We start from the raw sequence: 21,173 nt of genomic DNA, 5'->3' as shown, positions 1-21,173 counted from the left end.
CGCCCGCCTCTCCCTTAGCCGCCTTACAGGCCGACCGTAAGGTGGGGTTCCACCCCACCGCCTTCACGTTGCGGGATAACCGCGCCTTGATCGCACCCCAGCGCACCGAATAATCCGCGTCTCCCTCCGACAGCCGCCAGATGCAACGCAGATGGTCCGGCAGCACACCCCTGCTTCGATCAAGAAAGGCCGCTCGGCCCGGGTCTCTCGCGCGGCCGCTCGCAGCCGCTTCATCTCATCGACCAGAAGCCAGCCTCTGCGCTGCGCAAGCGCGACAGTGAAGAAGATCGGAACTGCTGCAATGCGCGGCCGCAGCCAAGGACGACATGGCGGCATCCTGACGCACACCCGCTTGAGAAACCGTTGCCACCGCCCACTTGACCCGCGAGGCAACCCCTCGCACTCTCGTCTGAACGACCGGAGCCAGGCCATGACCCCAGAAGCCGCCAAGGAAACCCTTCTTGCCCGCCGTGCCGAGTTGCTCGGCCATATCGAGCGTATCGAGGACCAACTCGACGATCCCATGCCCAAGGACTGGGAGGACGCGGCCTCGGAACGGCAGGGGGACGAGGTGCTGACTGCGCTCGGCCATTCCGACCGGGCCGAGATCCGGCGTATCGACGCGGCGCTGGCGCGGATCGAGGCGGGCGAATACGGCGATTGCGTGAAATGCGGCAATCCGATCGCGGAAAAGCGGCTGCAACTGCTGCCTGACACGCCCTTCTGCGCGAACTGCTCGCCCTGAGGCGCTGATTCTGCAAGGCTTCGGGAACATTCCCGCCCTCTGCCGCATTTGAGCCAGAGAACCCTTCCGCGAAGGTCCAGCCATGCGTGAGCCAGCCCGATACTCTGCCGTCCAGATCGTGCTTCACTGGGCGGTCGTTGTCCTGATCGTCGTCCAGTTGCTGACGGGCGATCTGATGAGCGAGTATTTCAGCGCCGTCATGCGCGCGGGCGGCGACCGGCCGCGGATGGGCAATGCCGTCTGGCACATGGTCTCGGGCACCTTGATCCTGGTCTTCATGGGCACGCGGCTGGCCCTGCGCTTCACCCATGGGGCGCCGCCGCCCAAGGCGGGTTCGCCCGGCTGGGACAGGGTGCTGTCCAAGCTGAACCACTGGGCCTTCTACGTGGTGCTGCTGGCGATGCCGCTGGTCGGGGCGGCCGCCTACCTGATCCCCAGCCGCGCCCTGGGCAACCTGCACGAGAACACGGCGGTGCTGCTGCTGGCGCTGGTCGCGCTGCATCTGGCGGGGGTGGTCTATCACCAGTTCATCCGCAAGGACGGGCTGATCCGGCGGATGATCGACTCCGAGCACGGGGTCGAGCGGGTGCCCCCGGTCAACCCGCGCAGGTAAGAAAAGGAGAATCCTGCCGATGTCGCGGCTGTTCATGTTCCTTCTGATGATCGCGGCCCCGACCTTGGCGGGCGTGGGGATCATTATCATGCTCGCGCTTGGTCATTACGACTGGCGCGCGATGCTGAGCGCGGCGGCCATCGGTGCGGTCGCGGGCTTCCCGGTTGCCTGGCTGATCGCCCGGAACATCCAGGCGACGGACCCCAAGGACAGCCTGTAGCTCAGTTCAGGAAGGTGGCGACGCGCCCGGCGACCTCGGCGGGCTTGTCGGCGTGCAGCCAGTGGCCGGTGCCGGGGACGGCCTCTATCACCGCTTGAGGGAACAGGGAACGGATCGCGGCTTTGCCCCCGTCGTCCACATAATCGCTGTCGCCCCCGTGCAGGAACAGGGCCGGGCCGTCAAAGGGTTGCCCCCCTTCGGGCCACCCGGTCAGCTTGTCCATGTTCGCCCGCAGCGCGCTCAGGTTCATCTTCCAGCGAGGGGGGGTTGCGCGGACGTCCAACGACTGAAGCAGGAAGGCCCGGGTGCCGGGATCGCGCAGGTTCTGCGCCAGCGCCGCGTCGGCCTGGCTGCGCGAGGTCGCCTCGCTGAAGTCGGTGGCTTCGATGGCGTCGATCACCCCGTTCTGCGTATGGGCATAGGCCACGGGCGCGATATCCAGGGCGACCAGCCGCTGGACCAGTCCTGCGTGCGTCGTCGCAAGCCGCATTGCGGCCTTGCCGCCCATGGAATGGCCCACGACATCGGCAAGCCCGCCATGCGCGCGGATCACCCCAGCCAGATCCTCGGCCATGGCGTCATAGTCGTGGCGGTCGTCCCAGGGCGATTCGCCGTGGTTGCGCATGTCGACTGCGATCACCTGCCGCGTCTCGGACAGGGCGCGAGAGATGACCCCGAGGTTCCGCGCCTGACCGAACAGGCCATGGACGACAAGGACGGGCGGCTGCGGGCCGGGCTGGCCGGTGAGGGTGAGCGAGAGTTCCATGCGGCCATGCTTACCCGCTGGCGATGCCGCTGCAAGCCACCTATCCTTTTCGCGGCACCAGCAGGAGGCAGGCGATGGCGCAGCATGACGTGCTTGCGATGGCGGATGAGGTGGCGGCGCTGATGGCCGAGCGGCTGGGCGGTGCGCGGCGCGGCGCAAGGCCCGACCTCGCCACGATGCTGCGCCGCCGGGGCGGGGCCTTGCCGCGGCGCCAGCGCAAGGCGGCGCAGGTGCTGGCAAAGGCGCAGAAGCAGGCGGCGACGCCGAAGCTCGCGCGGCAGATGGACAGCACGGCGGCGGCGCGGGCGCATGGGGAACTGGTGCGCTATCTGCGCAGGCTGGGGAAGGCCGCGCGCTGGCAGGCCGGTGCGTTGAACGTGGCGGCGGCGGTGATGATGGGGCTGCTGCTGGTCGTCGCCATTGCCGTCTGGATCATGGTCCGGCGCGGGCTGGTGTAAGCCCGGCGCAGGTGGCGCCGGGCTATCGTTCAGCGGAAGCGGCGCAGCCGAAGCGCGTTCGTCACCACGAAGACCGAGGACAGCGCCATGGCCGCCGCCCCCAGCATGGGCGACAGGCGCGGCCCGCCGAATGGGACCAGGACCCCCATCGCAACCGGGATCAGCGCGACGTTATAGGCGAATGCCCAGAACAGGTTCTGGCGGATGTTGCGCATCACCGCGCGGGACAGCCGGATCGCCTTGGCCACGCCTGCAGGATCGCCCGAGGCCAGCACGACCTCGGCCGCCTCGATGGCGACATCGGTGCCGGAACCGATGGCGATTCCGGTTTCCGCCGCAGCCAGCGCCGGCGCGTCGTTGATGCCGTCGCCGACGAAGACGCTGCCCTTGCCCATGCCGTGGATCGCGTCGAGCTTGCCTTCGGGCAGCACGCCTCCCGTCACCCGGTCGATGCCGATCTTGCGGCCCACGGCCTCCGCCGCCGCCTGCACGTCGCCCGAGATCATCCACGTCTCGATCCCCAGATCATGCAGCGCGGCAACCGCCGGGGCCGAGGTCTCGCGGATCGGGTCGGCCATGCCCATCACCGCGACATGGGTTCCGTCCACGGCCAGATGCACCGGGGTCGCGGCCTCGGCCGACAGTCCTTCGGCGCGGGCGATCAGCGCGGGGTCGGGGGCAATCCCCGCCTCCTCCAGCGCGCGGCGGTTGCCGATCAGCACGGCGCGGCCCTCGACCGTCGCCTGCAGCCCGCGTCCCGCGTTGGCGGACACCGAGGACGCAGCGGGCGGTTCGATCCCCCGCTCGCGGGCGGCGGTCAGCACGGCGGCGGCGAGGGGATGTTCGGACCGGGCCTCGGCCCCGGCGGCGAGCCGCAGGGCTTCAGCTTCGTCCATGCCGCGCGTTTCCAGCGCGACCAGCGCCGGGCGGCCCTCGGTCAGCGTGCCGGTCTTGTCGAAGCCGACTATCCGCGCATCCGCCAGCCTTTGCAGTGCGTCGCCGCGGCGGAACAGGATGCCAAGCTCGGCCCCCCTGCCCGTCCCGACCATGATCGAGACCGGCACCGCAAGCCCCATCGCGCAGGGGCAGGCGATGATGAGGACCGAGATCGCGGACACCAGCGCATTCGTCAGCCCCGCCCCCACCAGCATCCAGACGGCGAAGGTCAGGATGGCAAGGCCGATCACCACGGGCACGAAGACCCGCGTCACCCGGTCCACCATCCCCTGCACCGGCAGCTTGGCGGCCTGCGCGTCCTCGACCATCCGCACGATCCGCGCCAGCGCCGTATCCGCGCCCACCGCCGTCACCCGGTAGGTCAGCGCCGAGGCGCCGTTGACCGTGCCGCCCGTCACCGGGTCGCCGGGGGTTTTCGTGACCGGCAGCGGCTCTCCGGTCAGCATGGATTCGTCGATGGCGCCCTGTCCTTCGGTGATCTCTCCGTCCACCGCGACCCTCTCGCCCGGCAGAAGCTGGACGAAGTCGCCGGGGACGAGCTCGGCCACCGGGATCTCGGCCACCGCGCCCTCCCGGAGAACCCGCGCCGTGGACGGCGCAAGTTCCACCAGCCGCCGGATCGCCTGCCCCGCCCGACCGCGCGCCCGCGCCTCCAGCCAGCGGCCCAGAAGGATCAGGGTCACGATGACGGCGGCGGATTCGTAATAGACGTGCCAGCCGTCGGGGGGCAGCACCTGGGGAATGAAGGTGGCAGCCGCCGAATACAGGAATGCCGCACCCGCGCCCAAAGCCACGAGGCTGTTCATCTCGGGCGCGCCGCGCAGTAGGGCCGGGATGCCCTTGGCGAAGAACACCCGGCCCGGCCCGGCCAGGATCGCCAGCGTCAGCAGGAACTCGACCCGCCACAGCAGGCCCATGTCCACGACGCCCATCAGCCAGCCGTGGAAAGGGGGGAACAGGTGGCCGCCCATTTCCACGATGAACAGCGGCAGGGTCAGGATCGCGGACAGGATGACCCGGCGGCGCAGCCCCTCGGTCTCGTCCTCCTGTGCGGGACGGGCGGAAGCGGCCCCGCCTTCGGGTGTGGTCGCGGCATAACCCGCGCGCGTGACCGCCCCGGCCAAAGCTGCGGGGGTGACCGAGGGCGCATGGGTGACCGTCACCGAACGGGTGGCGAGGTTCGCCACCGCGCCCGTTACGCCGGGCAGCGCGGTCAGCGCCCGTTCCACCCGGCCCGTGCAACTGGCGCAGGTCATGCCTTCGACCGACAGCCGGGTGCTGTCCAGGGTGGCGGGATAGCCCGCGCGGCCCACTGCCTCGATGGCGGGGACAGCGGCGGTGGGGTCGTCCAGTTCGACCCGGGCGCGGCGGGTAGCAAGGTTGACCGAGGCCCCGGAAACGCCGGGGACGGCGGACAGCGCCCGCTCGGCGCGGCTCACGCAACTGGCGCAGCTCAGGCCCTTAAGTTCAAGTTCGATATGATGTGATTGTGCCATGACATGCCTTTTCGATCCGTGGAGGAGGTGTCGAAAAGGGGCATCGGCGGTCCCTGGGGGCGTCCGGGCGGCCAGGCGGCCATCTCGGCCGGTTGCAGCGGCGTGATTTCTTCGGGTTCAGGCGCAAGGAAAGCCAGCGGCGCACGGGCCGCCAGCCGCCGCCCCTGCTGGTGGCAGCGGCAGCCGCGCCCGCCACGTCCTCGGCACAGATGCGCGGGACGCACCATTGCGCGGCGCGGACGGGCGACAGGGTGGGCCTGGGAACGGCAGCACATGGGCTTTCTCCTCCTGCCCCATATGGGAACCCGCTGCTGCAAGCGCAACGCCGCCACCTGACGCTGCTTTGAGTTGAAATGCCGCAGCGATGACGCTAGCGCAGGGGCAAGAGGCTCACGAGGGACAAAGCCCATGAACCGCCGCCAGATGATGATGCTAACCCTGCCGCTGATCGCCGCGCCTGCGCTGGTGATGGCGCAGGCGACCGCCCCCGCCGCGCCCCCGCCGGCCCGCGCGGCCTATGACCCGGCCCCGACCGAGGTGTCCATCCGCGAGGGGTTCGAGGTCGGGTCGATCGTCGTCGTCTCGGGCGACTACTATCTTTACCACGTCGTCGCGCCGGGCCGGGCGATCCGCTACGGTGTCGCGGTCGGCACCGACGAGCTGGTCTGGAAGGGCCGCGCGCTGGTCGGCCGCAAGGTCGAATGGCCAAGCTGGACCCCCACCAAGGCGATGATCGAGCGCAAGCCCGAACAATACAAGAAATACGAGAACGGGATGCCGGGCGGCCCCACCAACCCGCTGGGCGCGCGGGCGCTGTATCTGCATACCGTGAACGGCCATGACACCGCGATCCGCATCCACGGCACGACCGACCCCGGCTCGATCGGGCGGGCGGTGTCGAACGGCTGCATCCGCATGCGGAACGAGGCGGTGATGGACCTTTACGACAAGGTGCCGCTCGGCGCCCCCGTCTACGTGTATTGATTGCAGCCGGCCCAGTTCCGCATGACCGCCCTGCCGGACCTTGGCCCGGCCGGGTTCGACACGATCATCGACGCCCGCTCGCCTTCCGAATTCGCCGAGGATCACCTGCCCGGCGCCATCAACCTGCCGGTGCTGGACGATTCCCAGCGAGCCGAGGTCGGCACGATCTACAAGCAGGTCTCGCCCTTCCAGGCCCGCAAGATCGGCGGGGCGCTGGCCGCGGCCAATGTCGCTCGGCATGTGGCGGGACCTCTGGCCGACCGCGACGGCGGCTGGCGGCCCTTGGTCTATTGCTGGCGGGGCGGACAGCGGTCGGGCGCCTTCTCGACGATCCTCGCGCAGATCGGCTGGCGGACTTCGCGGCTTGAGGGCGGCTGGAAAAGCTGGCGGGCGCTGGTGCTGCGGCAGGTGCAGGATCTGGGACCGCCCTGCCCGCTGGTGGTGCTGGACGGCAACACCGGCTCGGCCAAGACTGAGATCCTGCAGCGGCTGGCCCTGCACGGCCTGCAGGTGATTGACCTCGAAGGGCTGGCGAACCATCGCGGCAGCCTGTTCGGCGCAATGCCGGGGAGGCAACCCTCGCAGAAGCTGTTCGAAAGCCGGCTGGCGGTGACGCTGGCAGGGCTGGACCCCTCGCGCCCCGCAGTGGTCGAGGCGGAAAGTTCCCGCATCGGCGATCTGTCGGTGCCAAAGGCTGTGTGGCAGGCGCTTTGCGCCGCACCGCGGCTACGGCTGCAGGTGCCGCTGGCCGAGCGCGCCCGATACACCTCGCGCGCCTATGCCGATGCGGTTGCCGAACCCGGCCGGGTCGAGGCGACCGTGGCGCGGCTGGCGCCCCTGCACCCGGCCGAGCAGATCGAGGCATGGCGCGGCATGGCGGATCGCGGCCAGTGGGCGGCACTGGCCGAGGGGCTGATGCGCGAACACTACGATCCCCGCTACGAGAAAAGCCGCGCCCGGCATGGCGAGAACGAGCGCGGCGTGATCCCGGTGGCGGACCTTAGCCACGCCGGGCTGGACGCCGCCGCCGCACGCATCGAGGCGGCGGTCGAGCGGCTGCATCAGGACAGCGGCCTGCCGCTTCGTCCGGGCGCATGATCCTTCCTGCGCCGCCGGATCAGGATTTTCCGCACCCGCCCTGCGCCTGCCGATCCCTTCCCGCTTGAAAACAGTCCGCCGGACCCTTGCCGGGTGGCTCAAGGCCCGGAGGATGGTTTCACGAGGAGGAACAGGCCCTAGTTGCTATGGCCGTTCCCTGCCTCGGGCGCGTCAGCCGCGCCGCCATGCGAGGCCGGCATCCCGGCCGCATTGTCCACCTTCACCGTCAGGGGCACCTGCCCGCAATCGCCGAAGTCGAGGGTCATCGCCACCTCGTCCCCTTCGGCCAGCGGAGTGGCGGTGTCCATCAGCATCACATGGTCGGCACCGCGTTCCAGGGCATGGCTGCCACCCGCCGGGATGGTGATGGACTCGACCTGCACCATCGACATGACGCCGTTTTCCTCGCGGTGGGTGTGCATCTCGGCCCGTTCGGTGACTTCGGGGGCGCTGACGGCGGTCAGGGTGCAGTCCGTGCTGCCCGCGTTCTCGATCACCATGAAGGCCGCGCCCACCTTGGGGTTGGTCGAGCGCGCATAGGCGCCGGTCACGGTCAGGTTGCCGACGGTGGTGCCGTGGTCGTGGCCCTCATGGGCCGGGGCGGCAAGGGGAAGGGCCGCCACGGCGGCGGCAAGGATCAGGGTTTGGTTCATCGGGAACTCTTCGAAAGCGTTGCAAGGGGCTGTCTCACGCGGCGCGCGGCGACGGAGGGCCTCGGGCCTGCTGGGCGGGAACCGGCATGGGCGCAGGCGCGGGCCTTCCCCGCATCCCGACACGCTGTCCCCGGCTTTCCGGCGGGGCGATGGCCGGAGGCGGCGGGTGGTAGGCCGCCAGAAGCCCCTGTGCCATGTCCGGGCAATAGCGCGCGCCCGTGTGCGGGCCGTCCAGGCCCATCACGACGGCGCTGCCCGAACACAGGATGACCTCGGTTCCCGTCCGCAACTGCCCGCGCGCCATCCCCAGCGACAGGCTGGTCAGGACGATGACCCAGACAAGGCCGAGGCGAAGCAGCATCTGCATGGCGGTCAGCCTAGGCTGGCGGAAACCTTTCGCCAAGAGGCCCGAACGACAAAGGCCCCGCCGCGTGGGGCAGGGCCTTTCCGAATCGCTGCTGAATGAAATCAGGCCTTGGTCAGCTCACGCTTGATCTTCAGCGCGCGGGCCGACAGTTCGTCGTCCTTGGCCTTGGACAGGAAGGCGTCCAGACCGCCGCGGTGGTCCACCGAGCGCAGCGCCGCCGCCGAGATCTTCAGCGAATAGGACTGGCCCAGCTTGTCCGAGATCAGCGTGACGTCGTTCAGGTTCGGCAGGAACCGGCGACGGGTCTTGTTGTTGGCGTGGCTGACGTTGTTGCCGGTCATCGGCCCCTTGCCGGTCAGTTCGCAGACGCGCGACATGATGTTGATCCTTCGTTGCAGCGTCCGGCCCCGCAGCCGGGCGCCGGAAATTGAAAGGGCGCCGACTGGCAGCGCCCGGAAATCCGTTGCGTGTGGATAGGGGCCACGACCCTGCAAGTCAAGCCCGAATCGCAGGTTATGCCGACTTGGCAATCCCGCCGCGCCTTACTACCACGGGCCGGACCCATGACCGCACGCGAGGCGAAGATGCCGGACCCGCAAGCCTCCTCTCCCGATCTGTCCGATCTTGCCGCGCGGCTGGTCGCCGGCGAACGCCGGGCGCTGGCCCGCGCCATCACGCTGGTGGAAAGCACCCGCCCTGACCACCGCGCGCAGGCAATCGCGCTGCTGGCCGTGCTGCCGCCGCGGCAGGCGCTGCGGATCGGGCTGTCGGGGACCCCGGGCGTCGGCAAGTCCTCGTTCATCGAGGCTTTCGGGCTGATGCTGACCGGACAGGGCCTGCGGGTGGCAGTGCTGGCGGTGGACCCGTCCTCGGCGCGGTCAGGCGGCTCGATCCTCGGCGACAAGACGCGGATGGAGCGGCTGTCGCGCGACCCCTCGGCCTTCATCCGCCCCTCGCCCAGCCAGGCGGAACTGGGCGGCGTGGGCCGGCGCACGCGCGAGGTCGTGCGGCTGGCCGAGGCTGCGGGCTTCGACGTGGTGCTGATCGAGACGGTGGGCGTCGGCCAGTCGGAAACGCTGGTGGCCGAGATGAGCGATCTCTTCGTGCTGCTGCTGGCCCCCGCTGGCGGGGACGAGTTGCAGGGCGTCAAGCGCGGCATCATGGAGATCGCGGACCTGATCCTCGTCAACAAGGCGGACGGGGAACTGAAGGCGACGGCCAGCCGCACGGTCGCCGATTACGCCGGCGCCCTGCGGCTGCTGCGCAAGCGCCCGCAGGATCCCGAGGGCTTTCCCAAGGCCCTGCCCGTCTCGGCGCTGGAGGGTGACGGGCTGGCCCGCGCCTGGGACGAGATGCAGGCGCTGGCGGAATGGCGCCGCGAGACCGGCCATTTCACCCGCCGCCGGGCCGAGCAGGCGCAAAGCTGGTTCCTGTCCGAAGTCCGCACCGGCCTGCTGGGCCGGCTGCAGCGCAACCCCGCGGCCGGCAGGCTGGCGGCCCTTGGCGCCGATGTCGCCGCCGGCCGGGCCGACCCCGTGGCCGCTGCGGCAGAGATGCTGGCCACGCTGGACTGACCTTCCGGCGACGGGCCTGCCGCAGATGGCAAGGTCGGATGCCGCGAAAGAAGGAGCTTTCACTCCTGACATGGTCCGCATCGTCATGGCCCGCCGACACAGGCGGCCGGGGATTGCGGTTCAGCGGAACAGTGAAATGCCGGGGACCAGGCCCGCCTGCTGCCGGTGCAGCGTCAGGGCGAAGAGGAACAGGATCACGCCCAGACCCTCGGCCCCTTCCTCGATGTTGACAAGCGCGCGGTAAGGACGCGCCAGCACATCCTCGCCCATGGCCAGGAAGACCTGTCCTCCGATCGCCTCCATGCCCAGCGCGCCGAACAGGAACACGCCTGCGGATGCCAGCATCAGCGCCCGCACCCTCGGGCTGAGCGCGCGCAGGAAGGGGATGGCGGCGGCCAGCCCGGCAACGCAGACAGCGGCGGCCGGGATGACCCAGGCAAAATGCAGGCCGCCGAGACCCGTGAGACGGGCTGAAACCTTCTCGTGGAAGCCCAGCGCCTCATCGGCCGAAAGCAGGAAGAACAAGGCTCCCAGGCCGATGAACTGGACCCCGACCCAGCGTGACTGCCCGACCGTCTTGGTCCCGGTATCGACAAGCAACAGCCCGGCCAGCGCCAGAAGCAGTTGTGAAAACCATGTGTAGAAGCTGCGCTCGTTGCCCACGTCCAGCAGCCATGTCCGTGCCTCGGCATCCAGCCCGAGCACGTCCTGCACGACGCTTGTGCCCAGAAGCACCGCCCAGGCCGCAAGAATAATGACCAGGGCGGGCTGGCTGCCAAAGCGTGCGGATCGGGGGGTCTGCGTCGACTCTGGGTCGCCGGACCAATAAGTGACCATATCGGCTCCTGTAAAATGAATGTGTCAGATGCGTGACAGCTTACAGGCGGGTTCCGGTGGCGGAAGCCTGTCCTTTGTGGCAGGTCGCGCGCCGGCCCGGGACACAATCCATCTGCCCGGATGCGACGCCCGATCCCCGGCTGCACAGGAATGCGAATCGGATAAGATGCGGGCATGGACAGCTTCTTCACCCTTCCCGACGACGCGACTCTTTACCGGGCGTTGGCCAGCCGCGACCCGGCCTATGAAGGCCGCGCCTGGGTGGGGGTCAGGACGACCGGCATCTTCTGCCGGCTGTCCTGCCCCGCCCGCAAGCCGCGGCCGGAAAACTGCCGATGGTTCGACAGCCCCGCCGCGGCGCTGGGCGCGGGCTTCCGGCCCTGCCTGCGCTGCCATCCCTCGGCGCCCGAGGCCGAGGGCGATCCGGTGATCCGGCAGATGCTGTCGGCAGTGACAGCCGACCCCGCCCGGCGCTGGACCGAGGCGGATGTGGCGGCTGCCGGCCTTGACCCCTCGACCGTGCGGCGCGCTTTTCAAAGGCACTATGGCATGAGCTTTCTCGATTTCACCCGCCAGTCCCGGCTGCGTCAGGGCCTGCGCGGCCTTTCCGGTGGCGCCCCGGTGATCGAAGCCCAGCTTGACGCGGGCTTCGACAGCGCCAGCGGCTTCCGCGAGGCCTTTGCGCGATTGTTCGGCCATCCTCCGGCGGCAATGGCGCGCGGCGCGCCGGGGCTGGCGGCGGAGTGGCTGGACACGCCGCTGGGCGGGATGATCGCCGTCGCGGACGACCGCAGCCTGCATCTGCTGGAGTTCCCCGACCGCAAGGGGCTTGCGGCCGAGTTGCGCCGGCTTTCGGCCAGGGCGGCCGGGCGGATCGGCTTGGGCCGCAGCGCCGTCACCGACAGGGCCGAGGCGCAGCTTGCAGCCTATTTCGCCGGGGAAGGCGGCAATTTCGACCTGCCCCTGACGCTGCACGGCACGCCCTTCCTGCGCGAGGTGTGGACCGAATTGCAGCGCATCCCCCCCGGCGCGACGGTCAGCTATGGCGGCCTTGCGGCGCGGCTGGGCCGCCCCACGGGCGCGAGGGCGATCGCAAGGGCTGTCGGCGCGAACCAGATCGCCATCGTGGTCCCCTGCCACCGGGTCATCGGCGCGGACGGAAGCCTGACGGGTTACGCGGGGGGCTTGTGGCGCAAGCAGGCGCTGATCGGAATCGAGCGGAAGCTGGCGCAGCAGGAATCAGGCGGTCGTTGAGGCGGCAAGGCTGGACCGGGGCTCTGCCCCATCGTCGTATACGACGATCCCGGGTTATCTTTACGATGAAGAAAGACGGGAGCCCCCTTCGCCGCGGTATTGAGTGAGGCAACAGACGTCTGTGCGGGGGCGGTTCTGTCCTGCACCGGTTGCGAGGCGACAGTGCAGAGGGCCGCTGGGCTGCTTTCCGGGAGCGTCCCCCGAGAGACTTGCGCCGTGACCCGGCAGGGGCAAGATTGCCTGTGCCCCTGTGCCCCTGTGCCCCTGTTCCGCCAAGGCTCCCTCATGCACCGCCGCGCCGTTCTGACCACGCTTGCCCTTGCCGCCGCCTTCCCGGCTGCGGCCGCGCCCGCCCGGCGCGGGCGTGCGCTGCTGATGGTCGAGGCCCCGCGCTGCCCCTTCTGCGCGGCCTTCCGGCGCGAGGTCCTGCCGGGCTATGCCGCCCATCCCTTGGGAAAGGCCGCGCCGCTGACCGCCGTTCCCATCGACGGGCCCTGGCCTGACGGGCTGGCGCTGGCGGGCGCGCCCTATGCCTCGCCGACCTTCATCCTGCTGGACAACCGGATGGAGGTGGGGCGCTTCGAGGGCTACGACAGTCCCGAAACCTTCTGGCACGCCCTGCGCGGGCTGCTGGCGCAGGCGCCCCTTTTGCCGCGCGCGGCCCTGCGTTAAGGCAGACCCGCGAAGCTGGTTCAATCCAGCCCGGACAGGCAGCAAGAGGGACAGGCCATGCACGACATCCGCGTTATCCGCGACGACCCGGCGGCGTTCGACGCAAGCCTCGCGCGCCGGGGGCTAGCGCCAATGTCGCCCGAGATCCTGTCGCTGGACGCCGAGCGCCGCGCCCGCATCGCCGCGGCCGAGACGGCACAGGCCGAACAGAACCGCGCCAGCAAGGAGGTCGGCGCCGCCAAGGCCCGCGGCGACGAGGACGAGTTCCAGCGCCTGCGCGCATTGGTCGGCACCAAGAAGGACGAGGTCGCGGCCATGCAGGCCGAGGCCTCGGGACTGGATACGAAGCTGCGCGATCTGCTGATGACAATCCCGAACCTGCCGCTGGACAGCGTGCCCGAGGGGAAGGATGAAGGCGACAACGTGGAAATCCGCCGCTGGGGCGAGCCTCGGGCGCTGGACTTCACCCCCGCCGAGCATTTCGAGATCGCAGGCGTCAGGGGCGGCATGGACTTCGCCACCGCCGCCAAGCTGTCGGGCGCGCGCTTCGTCCTGCTGTCGGGCGCCGTCGCCCGCATCCACCGGGCGCTGGCGCAGTTCATGCTGGACCTGCACATCGACAAGCATGGCTTGCAGGAAACCTGGACTCCGGTCCTCGTCCTTTCCGAGATGATGGAGGGCACCGGCCAACTGCCCAAGTTCGGCGAGGACAGTTATCAGACGCGCGAGGGCTGGTGGCTGATCCCGACCGCCGAGGTCACGCTGACCAACACCGTCCATGGCGATCTGGTGGACCACGCCACCCTGCCCCGCCGCTTGGTCGCGCATTCACAGTGCTTCCGGTCGGAGGCCGGCAGCGCGGGCCGCGACACCACCGGGATGCTGCGCCAGCACCAGTTCGAGAAGGTCGAGATGGTGTCGATCACCGACGCCGAGACGGGCCTTGCCGAGCACGACCGCATGACGAAATGCGCCGAAGCCGTGCTGGAGGCGCTGGGCCTGCCCTATCGCACGGTCGTCCTTTGCACCGGCGACATGGGCTTCGGCGCCCGCATCACCCATGACATCGAGGTCTGGCTGCCGGGCCAAGACCGCTACCGCGAGATTTCCTCGGTCAGCTATTGCGGCGACTTTCAGGCGCGGCGGATGAATGCCCGCTATCGACCCGCGGGCGGGGGGCGGCCCGAGTTCGTCCATACCCTGAACGGCTCGGGGCTGGCGGTGGGGCGCGCGCTGATCGCGGTGCTGGAAAACGGCCAGCAGGCCGACGGCTCGGTCGATCTGCCCGAGGCACTACGGCCCTGGCTGGGCGGCGCCACAAGGCTGACGGCCGAGGGCGCGCTCGCCTGACGCGAAAGCAGGTGCCCGACGAAAATCCTCGACCCGCCATGGACCCCGCCCAACCCTGCGGCGTTTCCCCGGCATGAGCCGCAATCTTCAAGCCATGATCGAGGCGTTCACCGCGGGATTGTTCGCGATCTCGGCGGTGCTGACCTCGCTGCGGACGGTCACGGTCTGGGACAATCTTTACACCGATCCGCTGTCCTTCGACCGCCCGATGTCCGGCCGGGTCGCGCTGCAGGGCGGGGACGCCAGCATGAATCTGCTGGGGATCATGTCGCAGCCGGCCAACGTGATCCTGTGGGGGCTGATGATCGCCGCAGTCGCGGCGGCGTTCCTGCATGTCCTGGGGCGGCTGCAGGAACGCTTCGGCCCGCCGTTGCCGCGGGCGATCAACCTCGGGCTGCTCTGCGCCGCAACCTGGCCCTGGATCGTCAACCTCCTGCCGTTGGCGGGCATCCTGCTGGCGGGACTTGCCTGCATTCTGGTGGTGCGCGGGATCGACAACCATCCGGCGCCGGCACGGGGAATGGGGCTGTTTCCCATCGCCTTTCTGGCGGGGTGGCTGCTGATGACGACCTGTTCCTCGCTGAGCCTGCTCATCCACTACATGGGCATCGGCCTGGAACGCTCGATCCTTCTGGGGCTGCTGGTCGCCGCGCTGTCCGCCGTCTGGCTGCAGTTGAAGATCGACAGCTTTCCGACATTCTCGCTGGCGGTGATCTGGGCGATGATCGGGCTGGCCAGCGGAACGGTGGGCTACAGCATCACCATCGCCACCGCCTGCGTGCTGGGCATCTCGGCCTTGGCGGTGGTGCTGGTCCGGGTGACGACCTGACCATGGCGGATCGCGCCTCGGTCGCCCGAGAACTCGGGGCGCTGGGGGTGGCCCGGGGCGACGTGCTGATGGTCCATGCCTCTCTGAAGGCGCTCGGGCCGGTCGAGGGCGGCCCGGCTGCGGTGGTCGGGGCGCTGATGGATGCGGTCGGGCCGGGGGGCACGATCATGGGCTATGCCTCGTGGGACCGCTCGCCTTATGAAGAAACGCTGAACGGCGCGCGGATGGACGCCGCCGCGCGGCGCGGCTGGCCGGCCTTCGACCCGGCGACCGCGGGCGTTTATCCGGGTTTCGTGCTGCTGAACCGCTTCATCGCCGAGACGCCGGGCGCGCGGCGCAGTGCCCATCCCGACGCCTCGATGGTCGCCCTCGGCGCAGGGGCGCGGGAACTGGTCGCACCGCACCGGCTGGGGCAGGCCTTCGGCCCCGGCTCTCCGGTCGAGCGTTTCATCCGGATGAGCGGCAGGGTCCTGATGCTGGGGGCGCCGCTGGATGCGGTGACGGCGCTGCATTACGCCGAGGCGGTGGCCGACATTCCCGGCAAGCGGCGCGTCAGCTACGAGATGCCCCTGCGCGGCCCGGATGGCCGGACCGTCTGGCAGCGATGCGAGGATTTCGACAGCAACGGCATCCTCGACTGCTTCGCCGCTGAAGGCGGGCCGGACGGGGTGGAGACGATCGCCCGCACCTATGCCGCCCTTGACCGGCACCGCGAGGGCATGGTGGCCGGGGCGCGCTGCCACCTGTTCGACGCAGGCGACATCGTGGCCTTCGGGGTCGGCTGGCTCGAGGCGAGGTTCGGCTGCGGGGGCTGACGCCCGGCCTGCAACCGGAACCGCCCGCCGCGCGTAGGACATTGTGACGGAAAAAGGCGGATGGCATGGATGACGAAATCCTCACCGGCAAGGACCTGATCGACCTCGGCTACACGCCGGGGCCGGTGTTCTCGGAGGTGCTGCGCGAAGCGCGCGAGCGCAAGCTGTCCCGCAGCCAGGCGCTGAAGATGGCGCAGGAACGGCTGGCGAAGGCCGCCGCCGCCGAGGCGCAGGCCCGGTCACGGCGCATGATGCTGCGTGACGCGCCCCTGCCTTACCAGTCCAACATCACCGCCGATCACCCCGACGAGGAACAGAACGTCGCCGCCGTCCGCGCGAGCTTCGACGAACTGATGCGGACCCCCACGATCGAGGCGGGCGCGATCATGCCCGATGCCTGCCCCGCCGGGCCGCCGGGGACGATCCCGGTCGGCGGCGTGGTCGCCGCCCGGGACGCCATCCATCCGGGGATGCATTCGGCCGATATCTGCTGTTCGCTGACCGCCAGCTTCTACGACGACCTGGCCCCCGGCGCGCTGCTGAACGCCATCCACGAGGTCACGCATTTCGGCCCCGGCGGCCGCCCCCGCGCCGATGAGATCCCGCTGCCCAAGGAGCTGCGCGAGGCTATCCGCGACCACGAGCTGCTGCGCGGCAACGCCAAGCTTCAGCAGATGGTGCAGTCGCATTTCGGCACGCAGGGCGATGGCAACCATTTCGCCTTCGTCGGCCGGTCCAAGGCGACCGGGCGGGTGGCGCTGGTGACTCACCACGGCTCGCGCGGCTTCGGGGCGCTGCTTTACAAGACCGGGATGGAGATCGCCGAACGATTCCGCCGCGAGATCGCCCCCGACACCCTGCCCGCCAACGCATGGATTCCGGCCTCAAGCCGCGAGGGCGCACTTTACTGGCAGGCGCTGGAACTGCTGCGCGAATGGACGCGGCTCAACCACGCAGCCCTGCATGACGCGGCAAGCAGGCTTCTTCGCGCAAAGGTGGCCGACCGGCTCTGGAACCCCCATAACTTCGTCTTCCGCGAGGCGGACGGCGACCCGCAGGGCGATCTCTTCTGGCACGCCAAGGGCGCGACGCCGATCCACGATCCCCTGCAGCACGACACCACGGGCACCCAGATCGTGCCGCTGAACATGGCCCAGCCGGTGCTGCTGGTGCAGGGCGAGCGCAACGCCCGCAACCTCGGCTTTGCGCCCCATGGCGCGGGGCGCAACATGAGCCGCACCCAGCACCGCCGCCGCATGGCCGGGCGCACGGATGCCGAGATCTTCGCGCAAGAAACCGCCGGGCTTGACGTGCGCTTCCATTCCCAGCGGGTGGATATTTCCGAACTGCCCTCGGCCTACAAGGACGCGGATTCGGTGCGGGCGGACATGGCCCGCTTCGATCTGGCCCGCGTGGTGGACGAGATCGCGCCTTATGGCTCGATCATGGCGGGCGACTGGCAGGCGGACGCGCCGTGGAAACGGAAGGCCGCCGCCAGGCGCGCCCGCCGGGAGCGCGCCACCGTCGAGCCGCAGGCGGATTCGGTCGGATGAGAACAAGGCAGGGGAAAGCCGCCTGACCGCGCCACGGTTGTGCCGGAATGATGTCCGGGACCGGCCTTCAGACCCGCCGGTCCGTCGGGATTCAGGCGGCAATTCCGCGGGATGCGGCGGCAGGCGCTTGCGCGGGGGCACGTTCCGGTCTTTCCTCGACCCCGCCGATCCGTGACCTTCGGCGCTGGACAGGGAGACGCCGATGGCTGGACGCATTGCGATGATCGGGTCGAACAACGTCGATCTCGTGACCAACCTGCCCCGGATGCCCTTGCCGGGCGAGACACTGGCGGGGACGCGCTTTTCAACCGGCTTCGGCGGCAAGGGCGCGAACCAGGCGGTCGCGGCGGCCCGGCTGGGATCGGCGGTGATGATGGTCACGCGGGTCGGCGACGATGGCTTCGGCCAGGACGTGCTGCGCAACCTTGAAGGCCACGGGATCGACCTGACCCATGCGCGGGTGGCAAAGGGGACGGCGAACGGGGTGGCCTCGATCTTCGTGGACCCCTCGGGCGAGAACGTGATCGTCATCGTGGCCGGCGCGAACGGCACGCTGACGCCCGCCGACGTGGATGCGGCGGCGGATGACCTGATCCGCTGCGACCTGATCCTGCTGCAACTCGAGGTGCCGCTGGAAACCGTCTATCATGCGATCAAGGTCGCCGCGCGGCTTGGCGTTCCCGCGATCCTGAACCCCGCGCCCGCCGCGCCGGGACTGGATCTTGCGGCCTTGCGGGACCTGTCATGGTTCTGCCCGAACCAGACCGAGCTTGCGATGCTGACCGGCCTGCCCGTCGCCACCGAAGACCAGATTGCTGCCGCCGCGCAAAGCCTGCTCGTCCATGGCATCGGCAACGTGGTGGTGACGCTGGGCGCACGCGGCGCGCGGCTGGTCACGGCCGGGGGCGTGACCGCGATCCCCGCGATCCGCGTCCGGCCTGTGGACACCACGGGCGCAGGCGATGCCTTCATCGGCGCCTTCGCGCATTTCCTCGCGGCGGGCGCGGCGCCCGAGCAGGCGTTGGCCCAAGCCGCGGGCTACGCCGCGCTGTCGGTGACGAAACCGGGGGCACAGGGGTCATATGCCTCGGCGCAGGAGTTCGCGGCGTTTCAGGCGACCACCGTCCAGTCCTGATCCCAGCGGTATTCCTCAAGGTTCGGCCCCTCGGCGCAGCGGTCCACCACCGCGAACAGTCCCGGATCGGCCAGCGGAGTCAGCACCCCGTGCCACGCCCCGCGCGCAAGGTTGATCCCCTGCCCCGGCGCCGTGACGAAAGCGTGGGGGCGGCCCGGCTCTCCCCCGTTGTCCCGTGCGACGATCACCAGAAAGGGATGCTCGGTCATCGGCAGGAAAGCCTGAGACCCCAGCGGATGCCGTTCGACTAGACGAAAGGCATGGGGCAGCGCGACCTTCTGCGACAGGAAGACCGAGATCCCCGTCCGCCCCTCGACATCCAGCCGGGCGCGGTCGTGCCAGCGGCCGCAGCGGCCCTCGTTGATGATGCGGTCGGGCTCGCCCGTGGTGTCCAGCACCTCGCCCCAGGGCGCGAAGGCTTCGGCCGTCAGCGGCTCGGTCCGGATAATGCGGTCGTTCATCGCTTCCCTCATTCTTCTGCGAAAGGATAAGCTGAATGTGGTCTGGGCCACTGTCCAGTGCCGGGGCACCTGCAGTATCAGGGCAACAGCAAAGATGAACGGGGGGATGGATGGCCGGATTTCTGACGACCCATGTGCTGGACACCGCGCAAGGGCGGCCCGCCGCAGGGATGCGCATTACGCTTTACGCACTGGACGGCGACCGGCGAGCCTTGCGCGAGGTGGTGACGAACGACGACGGCCGGACCGACGGCCCGATCCTGCCTCAGGGCGAGTTCCAGACCGGCCGCTACGAACTGGTCTTCCATGTCGGCGAGTGGCTGGACAGCCACGATCAAACCCCTTCGCCCCGCTTCCTTGACGAGGTGCCGATCCGCTTCGGGATGGCCGAGGAGGACCATTACCACGTCCCGCTGCTGGTCTCACCCTACGGCTATTCCACCTATCGGGGAAGCTGAGATGAACGGCGTCATCCTGCACGACTGGGCGTCCTTCGCCATCCGCTGGGTCCATGTCATCACCGCCATCGCCTGGATCGGGTCCAGCTTCTACTTCATCGCCTTGGATCTCAGCCTGCGGAAGGCCCCCGGCCTGCCAGACAAGGCGCATGGCGAGGAATGGCAGGTCCACGGCGGCGGCTTCTACCACATCACCAAATATCTCGTCGCGCCCGAGCGGCTGCCCGAGCACCTGACCTGGTTCAAGTGGGAAAGCTATTCCACCTGGCTGTCGGGCGCGGCCATGCTGATGGTCCTCTACTGGGCGCAGGCCGAGCTTTACCTGATCGACCCGACCAAGGTCGAACTCTCCACATGGGCCGCCATCCTGATCTCGGCCCTGTCGCTGGGGATCGGCTGGGTGATCTACGACCGGCTGTGCAAAAGCCGGCTGGGCGAGAACCCGACCACGCTGATGCTGCTGCTCTTCGCGCTGCTGGTCGTCATGGCCTGGGGCTATGATCAGGTCTTCACCGGCCGTGCGGCGCTGCTGCACCTCGGCGCTTTCACGGCGACGATCATGACCGCGAACGTCGCCATGATCATCATCCCGAACCAGCGGATCGTCGTGGCCGACCTCAAGGCGGGCCGCACGCCCGACCCGAAATACGGCAAGGTCGCCAAGCTGAGGTCCACGCACAACAACTACCTGACCCTGCCGGTCGTGTTCCTGATGCTGTCGAACCACTATCCGCTGGCCTTCGCGAGCCGCTGGAACTGGCTGATCGCCGCGCTGGTGTTCCTGATGGGCGTGACCATCCGGCATTTCTTCAACAGCTCGCACGCCGGCAAGCCCAAGCCCTGGTGGACCTGGGCCGCGACCGTGGCGCTGTTCCTCGGGATCGTCTGGCTGTCCTCGCTGGGCACCCAGCGGCTGGAAGGCGAAGCCGCCCTGACCGCCCGCGAGGCCCGCCTGACCGCCGATCCCCACTTCGATCAGGTCCGCGACATCGTTCTGGGCCGCTGTTCCATGTGCCACGCGGCCGAGCCGAACTGGGATGGCCTTGCCACTGCCCCCAAGCGCGTCGTTCTGGAAACCGACGCCCAGATCGCCCGCCACGCGCGGGAGATCTTCCTGCAGGCCGGCCTGACCGACGCCATGCCCCCCGGCAACGTCAGCTTCATCGAGCCCGAGGAGCGTGCCGCCCTGCGGGCCTGGTTCGACAGCGCCCGGCGAGGCTGACACGGCGATGGCGAAGCGGAGGCTTTCCACTCCTGCTCGCCACTGTTGTTGCCTTCCTTGTTGAAATATCCTGGCCTTATACTTCGGCCAGTCTTTCGCCTGCCCCCGCCGCATTATCTCGCAGTCCAGTTCCGCGAACTCCGCAGTCCAGCACCTAACAACAGGGCGGCCATAGCATCCAGGTCCCCAAAAGCGCAGGCGAAAGTTCTTGCACGAGCCGTTCAAGCGCACCGCGTCACTATCAAAGGGGCCGGTCCTGCCTAGCCAGCCCCGCTGGGGTGGTCCCTTTCCGATCTTGGTGCATGACGGGTGCTGGCGCCATGCTCGGGGTGGCGAAGGCGGTCCCTGCGGGACCTCGGGAGCGGGGGGCCGCTCGCCCGGGGAGGAATGCGGGCGCTTTGTGGTGCAAGGGCGGCGCCCCGCCGCGAGGACGATCTTCGCCTCGGCGAGGCTGCAGAGGATGTCGCCGGTGAGCCGCTCGTCGCGCAGCTTGGCGGTGAAGCTCTCGCAGCGGCCCGTCGTCGGGCACACAGTCCCCCGGACCGTTTCCTGATCCTCCTCCCTCCCCGGGGGATCCAGGCTCGACAGAGGCCGTTCCGGCGCCGGCCGCGGCGATCCGGTCGCGCAGCGCGGTGGCCACGAACGCCGGGCCGTTG

At 69.4% G+C, this 21,173-nt stretch carries 23 protein-coding genes and 1 pseudogene; 16 read left to right on the top strand and 8 right to left on the bottom strand.

Going from position 1 to position 21,173, the window contains the following annotated elements; genetic code table 11:
• The first annotated feature begins 430 nt into the window (after window positions 1-430).
• The 3 genes from H5395_RS15420 (at window position 431) to H5395_RS15410 (ending at window position 1,578) form a co-directional block, all read left to right on the top strand.
• Complete coding sequence (locus H5395_RS15420; RefSeq protein WP_182793449.1) at window positions 431-745, top strand: TraR/DksA C4-type zinc finger protein; 315 nt, start codon at window positions 431-433, stop codon at window positions 743-745.
• Between the two features lie 82 nt (window positions 746-827).
• A complete protein-coding gene (locus H5395_RS15415; protein WP_182793448.1) occupies window positions 828-1,358 on the top strand; it encodes a cytochrome b in 531 nt (176 codons plus the stop codon).
• Window positions 1,359-1,377: 19 nt separating this feature from the next.
• The gene (locus H5395_RS15410; RefSeq protein ID WP_182793447.1) at window positions 1,378-1,578 is read left to right on the top strand and encodes a hypothetical protein; all 201 of its coding nucleotides are present in this window, start codon (window positions 1,378-1,380) and stop codon (window positions 1,576-1,578) included.
• Between the two features lies 1 nt (window position 1,579).
• Here H5395_RS15410 and H5395_RS15405 read toward each other — a convergent pair whose 3' ends face one another.
• Window positions 1,580-2,344, bottom strand: a complete 765-nt coding sequence (locus H5395_RS15405; protein ID WP_182793446.1) for an alpha/beta fold hydrolase — start codon at window positions 2,342-2,344, stop codon at window positions 1,580-1,582.
• Between the two features lie 74 nt (window positions 2,345-2,418).
• Between H5395_RS15405 and H5395_RS15400 the strand changes: the two genes are divergently transcribed.
• Entirely contained in the window at window positions 2,419-2,802 is a 384-nt protein-coding gene (locus H5395_RS15400; RefSeq protein ID WP_182793445.1) for a hypothetical protein, read from the top strand.
• A 29-nt stretch (window positions 2,803-2,831) separates the two neighbouring features.
• Here the strand turns inward: H5395_RS15400 and H5395_RS15395 are convergent, their stop codons facing one another.
• Complete coding sequence (locus H5395_RS15395) at window positions 2,832-5,255, bottom strand: heavy metal translocating P-type ATPase (protein WP_182793444.1); 2,424 nt, start codon at window positions 5,253-5,255, stop codon at window positions 2,832-2,834.
• 408 nt (window positions 5,256-5,663) lie between these two features.
• Here H5395_RS15395 and H5395_RS15390 point away from each other — a divergent pair, with 408 nt between their 5' ends.
• Window positions 5,664-6,239, top strand: a complete 576-nt coding sequence (locus H5395_RS15390; RefSeq protein ID WP_182793443.1) for a L,D-transpeptidase — start codon at window positions 5,664-5,666, stop codon at window positions 6,237-6,239.
• Between the two features lie 21 nt (window positions 6,240-6,260).
• Entirely contained in the window at window positions 6,261-7,337 is a 1,077-nt protein-coding gene (gene mnmH / locus H5395_RS15385) for a tRNA 2-selenouridine(34) synthase MnmH (RefSeq protein WP_182793442.1), read from the top strand.
• A gap of 137 nt (window positions 7,338-7,474) precedes the next feature.
• Here mnmH and H5395_RS15380 read toward each other — a convergent pair whose 3' ends face one another.
• The 3 genes from H5395_RS15380 to rpmB all read right to left on the bottom strand — a co-directional run bounded on the left by H5395_RS15380 (window position 7,475) and on the right by rpmB (window position 8,734).
• On the bottom strand, window positions 7,475-7,990 hold the full coding sequence (locus tag H5395_RS15380; RefSeq protein WP_182793441.1) for a copper chaperone PCu(A)C: 516 nt from the start codon (window positions 7,988-7,990) through the stop codon (window positions 7,475-7,477).
• Window positions 7,991-8,024: 34 nt separating this feature from the next.
• Window positions 8,025-8,357 (bottom strand): hypothetical protein, encoded by a 333-nt coding sequence (locus H5395_RS15375; protein WP_182793440.1) that lies wholly within the window; start codon window positions 8,355-8,357, stop codon window positions 8,025-8,027.
• 101 nt (window positions 8,358-8,458) lie between these two features.
• Window positions 8,459-8,734 (bottom strand): 50S ribosomal protein L28, encoded by a 276-nt coding sequence (gene rpmB, locus H5395_RS15370; protein WP_182793439.1) that lies wholly within the window; start codon window positions 8,732-8,734, stop codon window positions 8,459-8,461.
• A 207-nt stretch (window positions 8,735-8,941) separates the two neighbouring features.
• Here rpmB and meaB point away from each other — a divergent pair, with 207 nt between their 5' ends.
• Window positions 8,942-9,931: a methylmalonyl Co-A mutase-associated GTPase MeaB gene (gene meaB, locus H5395_RS15365; RefSeq protein ID WP_182793457.1), complete on the top strand. Its 990-nt coding sequence runs from the start codon at window positions 8,942-8,944 to the stop codon at window positions 9,929-9,931.
• A gap of 120 nt (window positions 9,932-10,051) precedes the next feature.
• Here meaB and H5395_RS15360 read toward each other — a convergent pair whose 3' ends face one another.
• Window positions 10,052-10,768, bottom strand: a complete 717-nt coding sequence (locus H5395_RS15360; protein WP_182793438.1) for a hypothetical protein — start codon at window positions 10,766-10,768, stop codon at window positions 10,052-10,054.
• Window positions 10,769-10,942: 174 nt separating this feature from the next.
• Between H5395_RS15360 and H5395_RS15355 the strand changes: the two genes are divergently transcribed.
• The 7 genes from H5395_RS15355 (at window position 10,943) to rbsK (ending at window position 18,376) form a co-directional block, all read left to right on the top strand.
• Window positions 10,943-12,022: a bifunctional transcriptional activator/DNA repair enzyme AdaA gene (locus H5395_RS15355; RefSeq protein WP_182793437.1), complete on the top strand. Its 1,080-nt coding sequence runs from the start codon at window positions 10,943-10,945 to the stop codon at window positions 12,020-12,022.
• Window positions 12,023-12,307: 285 nt separating this feature from the next.
• Entirely contained in the window at window positions 12,308-12,694 is a 387-nt protein-coding gene (locus H5395_RS15350) for a thioredoxin family protein (RefSeq protein ID WP_182793436.1), read from the top strand.
• A gap of 57 nt (window positions 12,695-12,751) precedes the next feature.
• Window positions 12,752-14,044: a serine--tRNA ligase gene (gene serS, locus H5395_RS15345; RefSeq protein ID WP_182793435.1), complete on the top strand. Its 1,293-nt coding sequence runs from the start codon at window positions 12,752-12,754 to the stop codon at window positions 14,042-14,044.
• Window positions 14,045-14,117: 73 nt separating this feature from the next.
• Window positions 14,118-14,873, top strand: a complete 756-nt coding sequence (locus H5395_RS15340) for a hypothetical protein (protein ID WP_182793434.1) — start codon at window positions 14,118-14,120, stop codon at window positions 14,871-14,873.
• Between the two features lie 2 nt (window positions 14,874-14,875).
• Window positions 14,876-15,688, top strand: coding sequence for an aminoglycoside 3-N-acetyltransferase (aac(3), locus tag H5395_RS15335; protein WP_182793433.1), 813 nt, complete (start codon window positions 14,876-14,878; stop codon window positions 15,686-15,688).
• A gap of 65 nt (window positions 15,689-15,753) precedes the next feature.
• On the top strand, window positions 15,754-17,241 hold the full coding sequence (locus H5395_RS15330; protein WP_182793432.1) for an RtcB family protein: 1,488 nt from the start codon (window positions 15,754-15,756) through the stop codon (window positions 17,239-17,241).
• 202 nt (window positions 17,242-17,443) lie between these two features.
• Window positions 17,444-18,376: a ribokinase gene (gene rbsK, locus H5395_RS15325; RefSeq protein WP_182793431.1), complete on the top strand. Its 933-nt coding sequence runs from the start codon at window positions 17,444-17,446 to the stop codon at window positions 18,374-18,376.
• On the opposite strand, the gene H5395_RS15320 is transcribed toward rbsK, so the two are convergent.
• Window positions 18,352-18,837, bottom strand: coding sequence for an ureidoglycolate lyase (locus tag H5395_RS15320; protein ID WP_182793430.1), 486 nt, complete (start codon window positions 18,835-18,837; stop codon window positions 18,352-18,354). The genes rbsK and H5395_RS15320 overlap by 25 nt on opposite strands.
• Window positions 18,838-18,947: 110 nt before the next feature.
• On the opposite strand from H5395_RS15320, the gene uraH reads away from it, so the two are divergent.
• Both uraH and H5395_RS15310 read left to right on the top strand, forming a co-directional pair.
• The gene (gene uraH / locus H5395_RS15315) at window positions 18,948-19,295 is read left to right on the top strand and encodes a hydroxyisourate hydrolase (protein WP_182793429.1); all 348 of its coding nucleotides are present in this window, start codon (window positions 18,948-18,950) and stop codon (window positions 19,293-19,295) included.
• A 1-nt stretch (window position 19,296) separates the two neighbouring features.
• Entirely contained in the window at window positions 19,297-20,517 is a 1,221-nt protein-coding gene (locus tag H5395_RS15310) for a urate hydroxylase PuuD (RefSeq protein ID WP_182793428.1), read from the top strand.
• Between the two features lie 241 nt (window positions 20,518-20,758).
• Here H5395_RS15310 and H5395_RS18555 read toward each other — a convergent pair.
• Window positions 20,759-21,173: pseudogene (locus H5395_RS18555) on the bottom strand (integrase core domain-containing protein); the annotation flags it as partial.

Source organism: Paracoccus sp. MC1854, assembly GCF_014164635.1.
GTDB lineage: Bacteria > Pseudomonadota > Alphaproteobacteria > Rhodobacterales > Rhodobacteraceae > Paracoccus.
Note: the sequence above shows the minus strand (reverse complement) of the source record. Positions and strands in the feature narration are given on the sequence as shown.